14 protein-coding genes and 1 pseudogene are annotated in these 13179 nt (G+C 41.1%); 11 read left to right on the plus strand and 4 right to left on the minus strand.

Features of this window, described 5'->3' with window-relative positions:
* Positions 1 to 259: 259 nt before the first annotated feature.
* Entirely contained in the window at positions 260 to 1324 is a 1065-nt protein-coding gene (hemE, locus tag ACGEDC_RS05985; protein WP_055023553.1) for a uroporphyrinogen decarboxylase, read from the minus strand.
* 468 nt (positions 1325 to 1792) lie between these two features.
* On the opposite strand from hemE, the pseudogene rsd reads away from it, so the two are divergent.
* Positions 1793 to 2271, plus strand: a pseudogene (gene rsd / locus ACGEDC_RS05990) (sigma D regulator).
* A 132-nt stretch (positions 2272 to 2403) separates the two neighbouring features.
* Here the strand turns inward: rsd and ACGEDC_RS05995 are convergent.
* The 3 genes from ACGEDC_RS05995 to ACGEDC_RS06005 form a co-directional block, all read right to left on the minus strand.
* Positions 2404 to 3447 carry an MJ1255/VC2487 family glycosyltransferase gene (locus ACGEDC_RS05995; RefSeq protein WP_394497094.1) on the minus strand — a complete coding sequence of 348 codons (1044 nt, stop codon included), beginning with the start codon at positions 3445 to 3447 and terminating at the stop codon, positions 2404 to 2406.
* Between the two features lie 68 nt (positions 3448 to 3515).
* Positions 3516 to 4025 (minus strand): phosphatase PAP2 family protein, encoded by a 510-nt coding sequence (locus ACGEDC_RS06000; RefSeq protein ID WP_394497096.1) that lies wholly within the window; start codon positions 4023 to 4025, stop codon positions 3516 to 3518.
* A gap of 321 nt (positions 4026 to 4346) precedes the next feature.
* Positions 4347 to 4604 carry a YgjV family protein gene (locus ACGEDC_RS06005; RefSeq protein WP_055023557.1) on the minus strand — a complete coding sequence of 86 codons (258 nt, stop codon included), beginning with the start codon at positions 4602 to 4604 and terminating at the stop codon, positions 4347 to 4349.
* A gap of 381 nt (positions 4605 to 4985) precedes the next feature.
* Here ACGEDC_RS06005 and rraA point away from each other — a divergent pair, with 381 nt between their 5' ends.
* From rraA to ACGEDC_RS06055, 10 genes are all read left to right on the plus strand, one after another.
* Positions 4986 to 5471: a ribonuclease E activity regulator RraA gene (gene rraA / locus ACGEDC_RS06010; protein WP_055023558.1), complete on the plus strand. Its 486-nt coding sequence runs from the start codon at positions 4986 to 4988 to the stop codon at positions 5469 to 5471.
* Between the two features lie 259 nt (positions 5472 to 5730).
* Positions 5731 to 6768, plus strand: coding sequence for a formimidoylglutamase (locus tag ACGEDC_RS06015; RefSeq protein WP_394497099.1), 1038 nt, complete (start codon positions 5731 to 5733; stop codon positions 6766 to 6768).
* Positions 6769 to 7131: 363 nt separating this feature from the next.
* The gene (ubiE, locus tag ACGEDC_RS06020; protein WP_055023560.1) at positions 7132 to 7887 is read left to right on the plus strand and encodes a bifunctional demethylmenaquinone methyltransferase/2-methoxy-6-polyprenyl-1,4-benzoquinol methylase UbiE; all 756 of its coding nucleotides are present in this window, start codon (positions 7132 to 7134) and stop codon (positions 7885 to 7887) included.
* A complete protein-coding gene (locus tag ACGEDC_RS06025) occupies positions 7887 to 8507 on the plus strand; it encodes a ubiquinone biosynthesis accessory factor UbiJ (protein ID WP_055023561.1) in 621 nt (206 codons plus the stop codon). The genes ubiE and ACGEDC_RS06025 overlap by 1 nt, the downstream gene beginning before the upstream one ends.
* Positions 8504 to 10153, plus strand: a complete 1650-nt coding sequence (ubiB, locus tag ACGEDC_RS06030; RefSeq protein ID WP_055023562.1) for a ubiquinone biosynthesis regulatory protein kinase UbiB — start codon at positions 8504 to 8506, stop codon at positions 10151 to 10153. The genes ACGEDC_RS06025 and ubiB overlap by 4 nt, the downstream gene beginning before the upstream one ends.
* 101 nt (positions 10154 to 10254) lie before the next feature.
* Positions 10255 to 10494: a Sec-independent protein translocase subunit TatA gene (gene tatA / locus ACGEDC_RS06035; protein WP_055023563.1), complete on the plus strand. Its 240-nt coding sequence runs from the start codon at positions 10255 to 10257 to the stop codon at positions 10492 to 10494.
* Positions 10495 to 10500: 6 nt separating this feature from the next.
* Positions 10501 to 10899: a Sec-independent protein translocase protein TatB gene (gene tatB, locus ACGEDC_RS06040; protein WP_055023564.1), complete on the plus strand. Its 399-nt coding sequence runs from the start codon at positions 10501 to 10503 to the stop codon at positions 10897 to 10899.
* 10 nt (positions 10900 to 10909) lie between these two features.
* Entirely contained in the window at positions 10910 to 11668 is a 759-nt protein-coding gene (tatC, locus tag ACGEDC_RS06045; RefSeq protein WP_394497104.1) for a twin-arginine translocase subunit TatC, read from the plus strand.
* 55 nt (positions 11669 to 11723) lie between these two features.
* On the plus strand, positions 11724 to 12317 hold the full coding sequence (locus ACGEDC_RS06050) for a hypothetical protein (RefSeq protein ID WP_394497106.1): 594 nt from the start codon (positions 11724 to 11726) through the stop codon (positions 12315 to 12317).
* Positions 12318 to 12319: 2 nt separating this feature from the next.
* Entirely contained in the window at positions 12320 to 13117 is a 798-nt protein-coding gene (locus tag ACGEDC_RS06055; RefSeq protein ID WP_394497108.1) for a TatD family hydrolase, read from the plus strand.
* Positions 13118 to 13179 lie beyond the last annotated feature (62 nt).

Consider the following 13179-nt stretch of genomic DNA (forward strand, 5'->3'; position numbering starts at 1 on the left):
AAACAAAACTAGTTAGCATAAAATACTTATTCTCAGAATGTGTATAAAATATCAAATTAACTCTCTGAAGAATTTTGCAAAGATCACAAATTAGAATATCTCATATTTACTTTGTGACACATATCACCACACCTTTAACTCGATGATTCCTATAAGCTAGTTCAGCTTTAGTCATTCGTCACTTTTTTCACAAATAAAAAAGACGAGCTAAGCTCGTCTTTTTTTACGCATCTTCACGACGCCTCAAACTTCATACCCATTACTTGTGGTATTTAGCCGATAACTCATGCACAGAGTTGATGAACGAACCGGCATGCTCAGGATTAACATGCTGGTGAATACCATGACCCAAGTTAAATACGTGGCCAGTACCTTCACCGTAAGATGACAAGATTTGGTCAACTTCTTGATGAATACGCTCAGGTGATGCGTAAAGTACTGATGGATCCATATTACCTTGAAGGGCAACTTTTTCACCAACACGGCGACGTGCATCACCGATATCAACAGTCCAGTCTAAACCTAGTGCATCACAACCTGTTTCAGCCATAGATTCTAACCATAGTCCGCCACCTTTAGTGAATAAAGTAACTGGTACTTGGCGACCGTCTGCATGACGAGTAAGGCCATCAACGATTTTTTGCATGTAACGTAGCGAGAACTCACGGTAAGCATGGTGAGATAATGCACCGCCCCATGAATCGAAAATCATTAACGATTGAGCACCGTTAGCAACTTGTGCGTTTAGGTATAAGATAACTGAATCAGCTAACTTGTCTAAAAGCATGTGTAGTGTTGCTGGCTCTTCATAAGCCATTTTTTTGATCTTTTCAAACGTCTTGCTTGAACCACCTTCAACCATGTAGGTTGCTAGTGTCCATGGAGAACCAGAGAAACCAATTAATGGTACTTCACCTTTTAGTTCACGACGAATGGTGCTAACAGCACGCATAACGTAACCAAGCTCATCTTCAGGATCTGGGATTGCTAGCTTTTTGATAGCGTCGATTGTATCTGTAGGACGCTCGAAACGTGGACCTTCACCGGTTTCAAAATATAAACCTAAGCCCATTGCATCTGGAACAGTAAGAATATCTGAGAATAAAATTGCAGCATCTAAATCATAACGACGAAGTGGTTGTAGCGTCACTTCACATGCTAAATCTTGGTTCTTACAAAGAGACATAAAGTCACCCGCTTCTGCGCGAGTCGCTTTATATTCAGGTAGATAACGTCCAGCTTGACGCATCATCCAGACAGGGGTTCTGTCAACAGGCTGTTTTAATAAAGCGCGTAAATAACGATCATTCTTTAATTCTGCCATGGGGCTTGATTCCTAAACATATAGTGATATCCGCTGGCGCGTAGTTTAGCACTTATGCGATTAATGTAACCAGCAATGCTAAATTAATGTGAAGTAACACCCCAACTAGTATCGAAATTGCTAATGTAATCGTTATCACGCTCACAATAATACTCATAATTAGGTATAGATTAGGCTAATTGGATAAAAAAGTTGCACCTATTGTTAGCGTTTGGTATAAAAAGTCTGCGCTAGCAAGAACAATCAAGAAGCACGATAAATCGAGCCCTTAAAAAATCTATTTGCCCAGTGATAGCTTGCTATCACTGGGCATTTTTCTTTCTGAACTCCACAGTTTCATTATTTTTTACAATTAAAACGTCCTTCTTCTGGTCGATCCATTCGATCTTTTACAGAAAATAGTTGATCAATAGTCACTTTCTCTCATACATTAAGTGTTATGGATTAGTTGCAATATTGGATTTCGTTATGCTGACAAAACTAGAAAAAGCCGAACAAAAATGGGGCGGTTCTAACAAGCTTGTCGATCAATGGCTACAACACCGTAGAAATTTACTGATCCAATACTTCAATATTGCCGGTCTAGCCCCTTACACTGCGCCAGAAAAAGCCTTCCAACCACAGAAACGGTCAAGCAATTTTGTGCACAATTAGTGGACTACGTTTCCGAGGGACACTTTGAAGTGTATGACCAAGTGGTCAACGAATGTGAGAAGTCTGGTGAAAGCAGTAAAGCCCGTGCACAACAGCTACTGCCTCAAATTAGCGAAACAACCGATGCAGCGCTTGACTTCAATGATAAATATACAGAAGTTGAAAGTGACGATGTATTGATGGACTTAGACGCCGATTTATCAAAATTAGCTCAAGCAATGGAAACGCGTTTTGCTTTTGAAGACGAACTTCTTGAGCAACTTTACGAACATCATTCAAAAGCGGCCAGTTAACGCTATTGCCAATTGTATGGGTGCTAGTCATTACCGTTAGCGCTGAGCATTTGCACATAAAATTAGCGCTTAAGAATAGTTTAAAACATTAGCTTTCCATTGCCCGCTCACAAGGCATACCCAGTTATAACTTCATTTACGCCAGTTATCTGGTAATTCCACCTGCGACCATAAATCGTTGCACAACATTTGATGTTGATGCCAGTCTCCTTGCTTTAACCATTTCACTAAAGCATCACCGACCTGAGGGTACTGAATAGGCTTTGGCGATGCAGACTTTAGCCAACGTTTTAATATACTGCCATCTAAAGTGTCCATGCTTTGTGCTGCAGCAAGTAATTCTAATGCGACCACATTAGATGACTGCTCAAATTGACCTAATAATGGTTTTACCAACAACTTTTTGCCAAGTGTCATGGCTTCACTGGCCAGTTCAAACCCAGCATTGCCAATCACGCCGCCACATTGTGACATATGGGCTTTAAAACCCGTGCGATTGAAACCGAACCAATTAATATGGTCTGCCAAAGCTATATTCGGCTCAGCAGCGTGATAGACAAAGAATTGATATTGATTAAAAGGCGCCAAGAACCGAGCAATCTCATCTGGGCTTTCAAAAGGCAAATACACCAAAATCTGATGATGGTGATCACCGCAGTTTGGCTCGACTTCAACAAAAGGCGGAATAATTGGAAAACCAAAATGATGCCAGTGGCAACCTAGTTTAATATCTGTTGGAGCGAAGTTATTCAGTACACGTTCGTCAAGCCAACTCATCCCTTGTTTAGGCACAGGATACTGCAATGCAGCTTGATGGCTGATGCTTATTGATGTGACTCCCTGTTTTTTTGCTGCCCAAGCCGTCACAGGCTCAAAATCATTAATCACTAAATCATAATCAGATAAGTCCATGTGCTGCACTTCTGAGAAGATGGACGTAGAAAGATTGCGTCTAATGGTTTTTGGCAGATTAACTCGCCCACCTTCTGTCATAAATGACATACCTTTTCGCAGCTGAAAGTCACCAAAACAATCCATATCAAAATATTGATGTTCTTCTCGGCCACTGAATAAAAAATCGACCTCTATATCCGTTTTACTCAGTGACTTCGCCATCACACGTGCACGGCTAATATGGCCATTTCCTGTACCTTGAACACCGTATAAGATTTTCATAAACGCCCTTGATTACCTGCCACTAATTTCTACATCCCACAAAATAAAAAGAGTTAAATACCCTGTGGTTAAATAAATTGCTCTGCCATGCTCACCGCTCCGAGCCCTAATGCTATTCCAGCTAAGATATCTAATGGGTAATGCACGCCAAGTGCGATTCTCGATAAGCCAATTGCCATAGCCCAAGTAAATGCCATCACGGCCAGTAATGGGAAAACATGCATCACGACTGATGCCATAATAAAGGCCGCCGCCGTATGCCCAGAAGGCAGGCTAAACTTATCAGATGGTTGAAAATCAGATTCAAACCCTGCAAATGCGGCGCAGGGACGATTGCGACGAATAAAATTTTTGAGTAATAAATAAAGAGGCAGCTCAATAATATAGCTGACTAACATAAGGTTGAAAAAGTGGCTTCCTTGAGGATGTAGAAACAACAATCCAACGGCCAAATACACATAAATATGGCCATCACCCGTTGCAGAGACCTGCTTAGCAAACTGATTAAGCTTATGCTCATGACAAAAGGTTAATATATGACAAAATAACAACTTATCTAAGTTTGCTATATTCACCATCTCGCTAGTCCTTTGGGTTATTTATTATTCAACCATGATTAGGACTGTAAATATGACCAATGACGCTGACATGACATTCTGTCGAAAGTTTTATGACAATGACGAATCTGATACAGATATCAAGTGTCCGCAATAACAGTCATAAGAGGAAGTGATACCAGAACACAAACAGACAAGCTTGCATCAGCCTTTATATGTCAATAAAGCATTGGAACTGACTTAAAGATAAAAACGAGAGAGGATATATTAAGCGTGGTTGGTAAATAGTAAATTTCAGTGATGAATTAAGGTGCCCAATAAAGGCACCTCGCTTGACCTTTTTTACGCAGACGCTTCAGATAAGCTTTCTGACTTATTGGTACGATAGATTTTGATCAAGTGGAAAATATTGATCCCCGCAACGAAGGCATTCATACCTGCTACTGGCCATGCTTCAATTTGCACACCGTAAATAACGAATAATGTACAACCCACAAAGTTTAACCAACGTAACCAGATAATATCTTTCATCATTAATGAAATAGCCACCATAACTGATGCGCCATAACCTATGATTTCAACAACGTTTAACCCTTCCATAAGAACCTCTCATTAAGGCCCTCTGCCATCCATAAGCGTTACGGGGGTCCGTGCCCCTAAAGCAAATAAAACAAACTGCATTTAATTAAGCGCTGATATTAACAAAAATTCATACAAGGTTGTAATAAAAAACCGTAATAAGATGACTAAGATCAATATAAACATCCTAATCCAGCACTAATGTAAGTTAGTTTCCTACAACCTAGCCTCAGGTGCGATGTTGTGGGATTTCTCAACATCAGTTTATAAATCAACTTGTTGGTTTATCGTCATCTGGTGATGAATATCGCTTTTAATTTCACAAAAAGCTCATATAATTCATTTAAGATTGCTTAACTACTAGCGAGAAGTAACAAATCGCTACCCCCAAGGAGTGTCACTATGGAATACAACACCTCAGAACTGTGTGATATGTATTTAGATGTTGTTGATGTCGTAGAACCTATGTTCAGTAATTACGGCGGTACGAGCTCTTTTGGTGGTTCTATTAGCACCATTAAATGCTTCGAAGATAACGGCCTTATCGCAGATGCACTGCAAGCAGATGGTGAAGGAAAAGTATTATTAGTTGATGGTGGCGGTTCGATGCGTCGTGCACTAATCGATGCTTCTATTGCCGAGATTGCTGTTGCCAACAAGTGGGAAGGCATCATTGTTTATGGTTCTGTCCGAGATGTCGACACACTTGAAGAAATGGACATTGGCATTCAAGCACTCGCTTCAATCCCAATTGGCGCTGATGGTAATGGTGTCGGTGAAGTTGAAATCCCAGTTAACTTTGGCGGTGTAACCTTCTTACCTTGCGATCATATTTATGCTGATAATACTGGCATTATTTTATCGCCAGAAGCTTTAGACATCGACTAATCAACTTTCACCTTGTGAAGGTTAATTGATAACTACTGTCATATCATGAGCAGTCAAAATTAAAGCCAGCTTTGCTGGCTTTTTTATTTACTGTAATAGAACATTGTTTAAGCTAAATCTGCTTTACTCATTCATCACTGTCATGAACAATAGTGGCACAAGGCATCACAATAAATGCGCTAATAGCCCTTGTGGCCACAACAATAACGAACCCAACCTCGATAACAATAATACTTAACACGAGATAAAGTAGGTTTTTATGCTACAGATAATGACGCACGAAGCAATTAAGCAGTTTGTCTCCACCCGTGATGGAGAGACAAAATTAGGACAAACAGTGCACGTGCTTGCACCATCCTTAACTAACAGTGCGGCGCAACAAGAAGCTTTACACCAGTTTAAATCCCAAGGCGGACAGTTCGTTATTCTTGGGATCAGCGAAGATGCAGGCCCTAGAGCAAACCTTGGTCGAGGTGGAGCAAATACGGCTTTTGAAGCAACGATGTCGCAATGGTTGAACTTGCAATCAAACCGATACCTTCATGGAAAAGAATGCCTTATTTTAGGCAACCTCCTACCTCACCATCTCGATGACAATGCCACTCAAGCCGACTTATCAAAAGCAACAGCAGAATTAGATGAGCAAGTTATCAACATCGTCAGTCAAATATTTGCAGCACAATTAACGCCTATAGTGATCGGCGGTGGTCATAACAATGCTTATGGCCTTTTAATGGCTGTAAAAGGTCAATTTAATCAAGCTGCTGCGGCGGTCAACCTCGATCCACATAGCGATTTTCGACCACGAGAAGGCCGACACAGTGGCAATGGATTTAGCTACGCAGCTGCCAATGGTGCATTAAGTTACTACCATGTACTTGGATTACATGAACTTAAAAATAGCGAAGCGACACTAGAACAACTCAGTTTATTTGGTGGTCAGTGGCATACTTTCCAGCAAATTTGGGTCAGACGAGAAATCAGCTTAACTGAGGCATTAACCCAGATAAGTAAGAATATTAATCAAACCCAATTACCAGTGGCGTTAGAGCTTGATGTCGATGCTATCGCTAAAATGCCGAGTAGTGCCTCTACTTTTGCAGGAATACCACTACTTGATGCCTGCCACTACGTCAGTTATATGGCTAAACATACTCAAACTGCATACTTACATATTGCGGAAGCCGCACCGTTATGTCATGAAGCAGGCGAGTCTGCTGGCAATAGAGATGTGGGGCAAAGTGTGAGTGAATTGATTTATGCTTATATTCAAGCCAAGCAACCGCAACATTATTAAAAAACACAAAAACAACTTTAAATCAGTGTGTTACCGAATTAAATTTAAGGCTAGGCGGTCATACAAGCAAAATGATAACGCCTACAAAGTATCAAGCACTGCGTAAAGTTGAACCCAGTGTTTAATTAAGGCGTATGATATTGACAGTTATGCTGTATTTGCGCCATTTGAGACTATTCAATATCGAGTCGTTTTGTGGTCTAATGCAGAGCAATTTTTTGCAAAGCTGCAAAACGATTCTGGTTTGCCACTTTCCACGCTGTTTCTAGTAAACTTGATCACACTCTCGCTGATTAAAGTTTCTGCAAAGCAAGCAATGGCATACACTCGCAGTTAATTATCGCACATTATAGGAATACACAGATGTCTGAGGGCGACCCAAAGAACACGCATTTTGGTTATAAAACCGTTGAATCAGAAAAGAAAGCTGACTTAGTTGCTGACGTATTTCACTCGGTTGCGGCTAAATACGATATTATGAATGACGTGATGTCTTTTGGTGTTCATCGTTTTTGGAAACGTCACACCATTGCGACAGCGGGTGCACGTCCAGGTATGAAAGTGTTGGACTTAGCAGGTGGAACCGGTGACTTAACCGCAAAGTTTTCACACCTCGTTGGTGATCGTGGCCAAGTGATCTTAGCTGATATCAACGACTCTATGTTGAAAGTTGGCCGCACTAAGCTGCGTGACAAAGGCATTGTAGGTAATGTTGACTACGTTCAAGCTAATGCCGAAGCATTGCCATTTCCTGATAACTACTTCGACATCATTACCATTGCATTTGGCCTACGTAACGTCACCGACAAAGATGCCGCTTTACGCTCAATGCGCCGCGTATTAAAACCGGGTGGAAAGTTATTAGTGCTTGAGTTTTCTAAGCCTCAGCATGAAGTCATGCGTAAAGTGTATGATATGTATAGCTTTAAAGTATTACCTAAGATGGGTGCATTGATTACACAAGATGCTGACAGCTACGAATACCTTGCTGAATCAATTCGTATGCATCCAGATCAAGACACATTAAAACAAATGATGGTTGATGCTGGTTTTGAACAAGTCGATTACACCAACATGACTGATGGTGTCGTTGCACTTCATCGTGGTTACAAGTTCTAATGCAACCGAATCATTTTTCACTCTTTGCTTGTGCAGGATTAGAAACGGCCATTGCGCAGTTACAAGCGCAAGACAAGGGTGAATATGCACGGCTTAAACAATTACACGGTAAAGTGTTTCGTATTCAACTAACCCAAGTTGAATGGCCACTTTACTTTGTTTTTGCCAAACAGATTCAAGTGCTCAACGCCTACGAAGGCGAAGTGGATGTCAGTATTTCAGCCGATGTCACGACCTTATATAAAGTCACTGACGGTGACAGCCTGACTGAGCTCATTAAAGAAGACAAATTGACACTAGATGGTGATATAAACTTATTACAAAGTTTTAGTCATTACTTGCGTCATATTGAGTTAGATTTTGCGGAGCCATTATCAAAATATATCGGTGATGCACCCACTCATTTGTTGATTTCAGGGGCTCAACAACTTGCAAGCACTGCTAAAGACATATTCTACAAATCGCGTTCCCATGTCGGTCAATTAACCACCGAAGAATACCGTCTTGCACCCCATCAAATAGAATTCATTCATTTTCGTGATAATCTGGAAGAATTAGCAGATAACACCAATGCAATTGCGGACAGAATTGCATCACTAAGAGAAAAGATTACCCCATGACAATTGCCAGTATCAGACGTGGTTATCAAGTCATCAAAACTGTATTGCATTACGGCCTAGATGAGATTATTGCTAATAAGAAAACCCCCTGGTACTTCAGTTTGCTTCGCAATTGCTTCTTCTGGCTTCGCAATCAACACAAAGATAAACCCGCAGCAGAACGCTTAAAACTGGCGATGCAAGAACTAGGACCTGTCTACATTAAGTTGGGCCAAATGTTGTCCACACGTCGTGACTTGTTGAATGACGAGTGGGCAAATGAGTTATCAATGTTGCAAGACAGAGTCCCTCCTTTTGATTCAGCACTCGCTAGACAGGCTATTGAAGCTGAATTAAAAGCACCAATCGAAAGCTTATTCGATAACTTTGATGAAACCCCGCTCGCATCAGCCTCAATTTCACAAGTACATACTGCAAATTTAAAAGAAAATGGCGCCGAAGTGGTACTGAAAGTCCTTCGTCCCAATGTCGAAGCACAGGTGCAAGCAGATTTACAATTAATGTGTCAGGCTGCAGATCTACTTGAAAAGCTGTTAGGAGAAGGCAATCGCCTACGCCCTGCTGAAGTAATTGATGATTACCGCACCACAATACTAGGTGAGTTAAACCTGAATCTAGAAGCCCTTAATGCGGTTAAACTGCGCAATAACTTCTTAGATTCTGACGCCTTATATGTACCCTATGTCTATGAAGACTATTGCTACCCTCGTTTGATGGTCATGGAGCGCGTTTATGGTATCCCTGTATCAGACGTTGAAGCACTGAAAGCCCAAGGCACAAACCTTAAATTACTAGCAGAGCGCGGTGTAGAGCTATTTTTTACCCAAGTATTCCGCGATAACTTTTTCCATGCTGACATGCACCCTGGCAATATCTTTATTAGCCGTGAGCACCCAGACAATCCATTTTATATCGGTATGGATTGCGGCATCATGGGCACATTAAGCGATGTCGATAAACGATACTTAGCTGAAAACTTTCTTGCTTTCTTTAACCGAGACTACCAACGAATTGCACAGCTTTATATTGAATCAGGCTGGGTATCTGAAAACACAGACGTACTGGCATTTGAGCAAGCCGTTAAAGTGGTGTGTGAGCCGATGTTCAATAAACCATTAGATGAAATATCATTCGGTCACGTGTTACTAGAGCTGTTCCGCACAGCCCGCCAATTCGACATTGTGGTGCAACCACAACTGGTTTTACTCGAAAAAACATTACTTTACATTGAGGGGTTAGGCCGTCAGCTTTATCCTCAACTTGACTTGTGGTCGACAGCAAAACCATTTTTAGAGCAATGGATGTCTGAACAAGTCGGGCCTAAAGCGATTTTTGACAAAGTGAAAATGAAAAGTCCTTACTGGGCAGAAAAGTTACCTGAATTCCCAGAACTGATTTATGACAACCTAAAAGTGGGCCGAAAACTGCTGGGAACTCAGCAGCAAATGCTTGATAAATATTTAAAATTTCAGCACAAGGCCCATAAGAGCAATTACTTATTAATAACATCTGCTGTATTGTTGATCTGTGGCACACTATTATTAAATCAAGACGCTACACTATGGCCTTCTTATATTTGTATCACATCAGGTATAGTGCTTTGGCTCACAGGATGGAGATCCAGACCAAAGAATCGTAAATTTTAACTAGCACTTATTCATTAGAGGTTCATAATACTCGATGTAATAAAGGTTATAATTTTGACTTTATTCAAAATCACGTTTTTATTCTTATAGAGGAAATGTTCATGGGCGGCATCAGTATTTGGCAGCTTCTTATCATTGCGTTAATTGTTGTTTTGTTATTCGGAACTAAAAAGTTACGTTCTTTAGGTGGTGATTTAGGTGGCGCTGTTAAAGGCTTCAAAAATGCTATGAATCCTGAAGACGAAGAGAAAAAGTCTTTAGAAGATAAAGAAAGCACAGCGAAAACTTCTCAACAGGCAACTGAACAAAAGTCCGAGTCAAAGGACAAAGAACAGGCGTAATTCATTATGTTTGACGGTATTGGCTTTATGGAGCTACTGCTGATTGGTATTTTGGGGCTAGTGGTATTGGGCCCCGAAAGACTCCCGACTGCAGTACGTTCAATATCTGGGTGGATTCGCTCATTAAAGCGAATGGCAAACTCTGTTAAAGACGAATTAGAGCAAGAGCTTAAAATCGAAGAGCTACATGCTGATCTGAAAAAAGCTGAAAGCAAAGGTTTGTCTAACTTATCTCCTGAATTACAAGAGTCTATTGATCAGCTAAAAGATGCTGCGCAATCGGTTAATCGTCCTTATCAAGTAGAGGACATTAATAAAGATGCTGCAACAGCAAAACCAGCTGAAAGCGCCACTACAACTAGTGAGCAAGCAGCAGACTCGACCAGTTCAAATACCAAAAGCTAGCGGGTAATCAATGTCACAACAGCTACCTCTCATTAGTCATTTGCTTGAATTGCGTAATAAGTTACTCAGAGCTATCGGCAGTGTTTTGCTGGTATTTATCTGTTTAGTTTATTGGGCAAATGATATTTATCATTATATGGCGATCCCATTAATGCAATCACTGCCTGAAACAGGCAGCATGATTGCAACAGATGTAGCTGCGCCATTTTTCGCCCCATTTAAATTAACCTTAGTGTTGTCATTTTTTGTGGCAATTCCCTATGTGTTATATCAGGCGTGGTCTTTTGTCGCACCGGGTTTATACAAGCACGAAAAGCGCCTTATTACACCACTGTTATTCAGTAGTACACTGTTGTTCTATCTTGGAATTGCATTTGCGTACTACATTGTCTTTCCAGTTGTGTTTGGCTTTTTTACCAGTGTGGCACCAGAAGGCGTTACCGTTGCAACGGATATCAGTAGCTACTTAAGCTTTATTCTGAAGCTATTTTTTGCCTTTGGATTAGCCTTTGAAATTCCCGTTGCTGTAGTATTAATGTGTTGGGCTGGCGTAACCACTCCCGAAGAATTAAAGCAAAAACGACCATACATTGTCGTAGGCGCATTCGTCGTAGGTATGATGCTCACTCCACCGGATATTATTTCTCAAACAATGTTAGCTGTTCCTATGTTAATATTATTTGAAGGCGGCCTCATAGCAGCTAAGCTATACACGCCAAAAGAAGATACAGATAACGAAGAGTCTAAGAGTGAAAGCACTGACAGCTAAGTAATGCATTTAATACTCATGGACTAGTAAAACAATAATAAAGAAGGATTCTGTTATGCGTTTAACCTTGGTTGCCACTTTTGCTTTGGCTATCACTTCTCAAGCTCATGCCTCAGTGGAAGAGCAATTGGCAACATGTGCCAATCATACCGATAAACTGGACCGTCTAATGTGTTACGACGCATTAGCGGCCTCAGTTTCTACAGCAACATCTACACTTTCAACATCCCAGACTGCTAAAGCAGTCACTGCGCCTGCAGCAGTTGCAGTGACGTCAACACCAACAAACACAGCACCTGTTACGCCAACAGCGGCAGCAGCGCCTGTTGAAGCGAGTGCTAACACCGCTGAGCAAGAGTTTGGTTTGAAGAATGTCACTGAAAAAGATGAACAGGAATTTGGCTTAAAACAAGTCGCTGATGACGAAGAAGATGTTCGTCTTTATGCCGAAGTGTCATCCATAAAGAAAGATCCTTATGGTTCATTAATTGTGACATTAGCCAATGAGCAAACTTGGAAACAAGTAGGAACTGAGCGCTATAAGCTCAAATCTGGCCAAACCATCTTTATCAAAAAAGGCGCGCTAGGTTCATTTTTACTTGGTAGTGATGGCCGCAATTCAACCATGCGAGTTAAACGTCTCAAGTAATTATGTCTCAACATATCGATATTGCGGTTAACCTACTCAGTAGTCGGTTAGTAGTAGATATAGACACTATTATTCACAATGCAGCGGAGAAAAATGTATCTCCGCTGATTGTTATTGGCAGTGACCTATCTGAAAGTACTGATGCCATCACCCTTTGCCAGCAATACCCAATGCAGTTGTTGTCTACGGCAGGAGTACATCCACACCAAGCCAGTACTTGGAATGAGTCCAGTACAGCTGAGCTACAATCCCTAGTGGACTCTGAGCATGTCGTTGCGATTGGTGAATGCGGTTTAGACTATAATCGTGACTTTTCTCCTCGAGACAAGCAACGAGAAGCATTCGATGCCCAACTGGCTTTAGCGGTAAAACTGCAAATGCCAGTATTAATGCATTGTCGTGATGCCCATGACGACTTTGTTGAAATAGTATCTCAATATAGGCAACAATTACCTGCAGCTGTACTGCACTGCTTTACCGGAACAAGAGATGAGCTACTTGCATGTATTGAACTCGATCTTCATATCGGCATTACGGGATGGGTGTGTGATGAAAGGCGTGGTGCTGAACTTGCCAGTATTGTCCCTCTGATTCCAGATAACCGGATTATGGTTGAAACCGATAGCCCCTATCTGTTGCCAAGAAGTATGCGACCTAAACCTAAATCGAGTAAAAACTTACCGCAATATCTACCTTATATTGTCGACTATATTGCCCAGCTTCGTGGGCAAACCTATGAACAATTTTCGGATCATTGTTACCGCAATAGCGTTAACTTTTTTAATCTAGGCAACAACTAATGCCTAGAGCACCGCTAACTCACTACAGTGCCATATTATTGTTCTCGCTTTTCAGCTTACTT

The organism is Shewanella sp. ENK2 (genome assembly GCF_043568515.1).
In the GTDB taxonomy this organism is placed as follows: Bacteria; Pseudomonadota; Gammaproteobacteria; order Enterobacterales; family Shewanellaceae; genus Shewanella; species Shewanella japonica.

Coding starts and splice junctions, on each gene's coding strand:
- hemE (WP_055023553.1), bottom strand. CDS start 1,324: ATGGCAGAATTAAAGAATGATCGTTATTTACGCGCTTTATTAAAACAG.
- ACGEDC_RS05995 (WP_394497094.1), bottom strand. CDS start 3,447: ATGAAAATCTTATACGGTGTTCAAGGTACAGGAAATGGCCATATTAGC.
- ACGEDC_RS06000 (WP_394497096.1), bottom strand. CDS start 4,025: ATGGTGAATATAGCAAACTTAGATAAGTTGTTATTTTGTCATATATTA.
- ACGEDC_RS06005 (WP_055023557.1), bottom strand. CDS start 4,604: ATGGAAGGGTTAAACGTTGTTGAAATCATAGGTTATGGCGCATCAGTT.
- rraA (WP_055023558.1), top strand. CDS start 4,986: ATGGAATACAACACCTCAGAACTGTGTGATATGTATTTAGATGTTGTT.
- ACGEDC_RS06015 (WP_394497099.1), top strand. CDS start 5,731: ATGCTACAGATAATGACGCACGAAGCAATTAAGCAGTTTGTCTCCACC.
- ubiE (WP_055023560.1), top strand. CDS start 7,132: ATGTCTGAGGGCGACCCAAAGAACACGCATTTTGGTTATAAAACCGTT.
- ACGEDC_RS06025 (WP_055023561.1), top strand. CDS start 7,887: ATGCAACCGAATCATTTTTCACTCTTTGCTTGTGCAGGATTAGAAACG.
- ubiB (WP_055023562.1), top strand. CDS start 8,504: ATGACAATTGCCAGTATCAGACGTGGTTATCAAGTCATCAAAACTGTA.
- tatA (WP_055023563.1), top strand. CDS start 10,255: ATGGGCGGCATCAGTATTTGGCAGCTTCTTATCATTGCGTTAATTGTT.
- tatB (WP_055023564.1), top strand. CDS start 10,501: ATGTTTGACGGTATTGGCTTTATGGAGCTACTGCTGATTGGTATTTTG.
- tatC (WP_394497104.1), top strand. CDS start 10,910: ATGTCACAACAGCTACCTCTCATTAGTCATTTGCTTGAATTGCGTAAT.
- ACGEDC_RS06050 (WP_394497106.1), top strand. CDS start 11,724: ATGCGTTTAACCTTGGTTGCCACTTTTGCTTTGGCTATCACTTCTCAA.
- ACGEDC_RS06055 (WP_394497108.1), top strand. CDS start 12,320: ATGTCTCAACATATCGATATTGCGGTTAACCTACTCAGTAGTCGGTTA.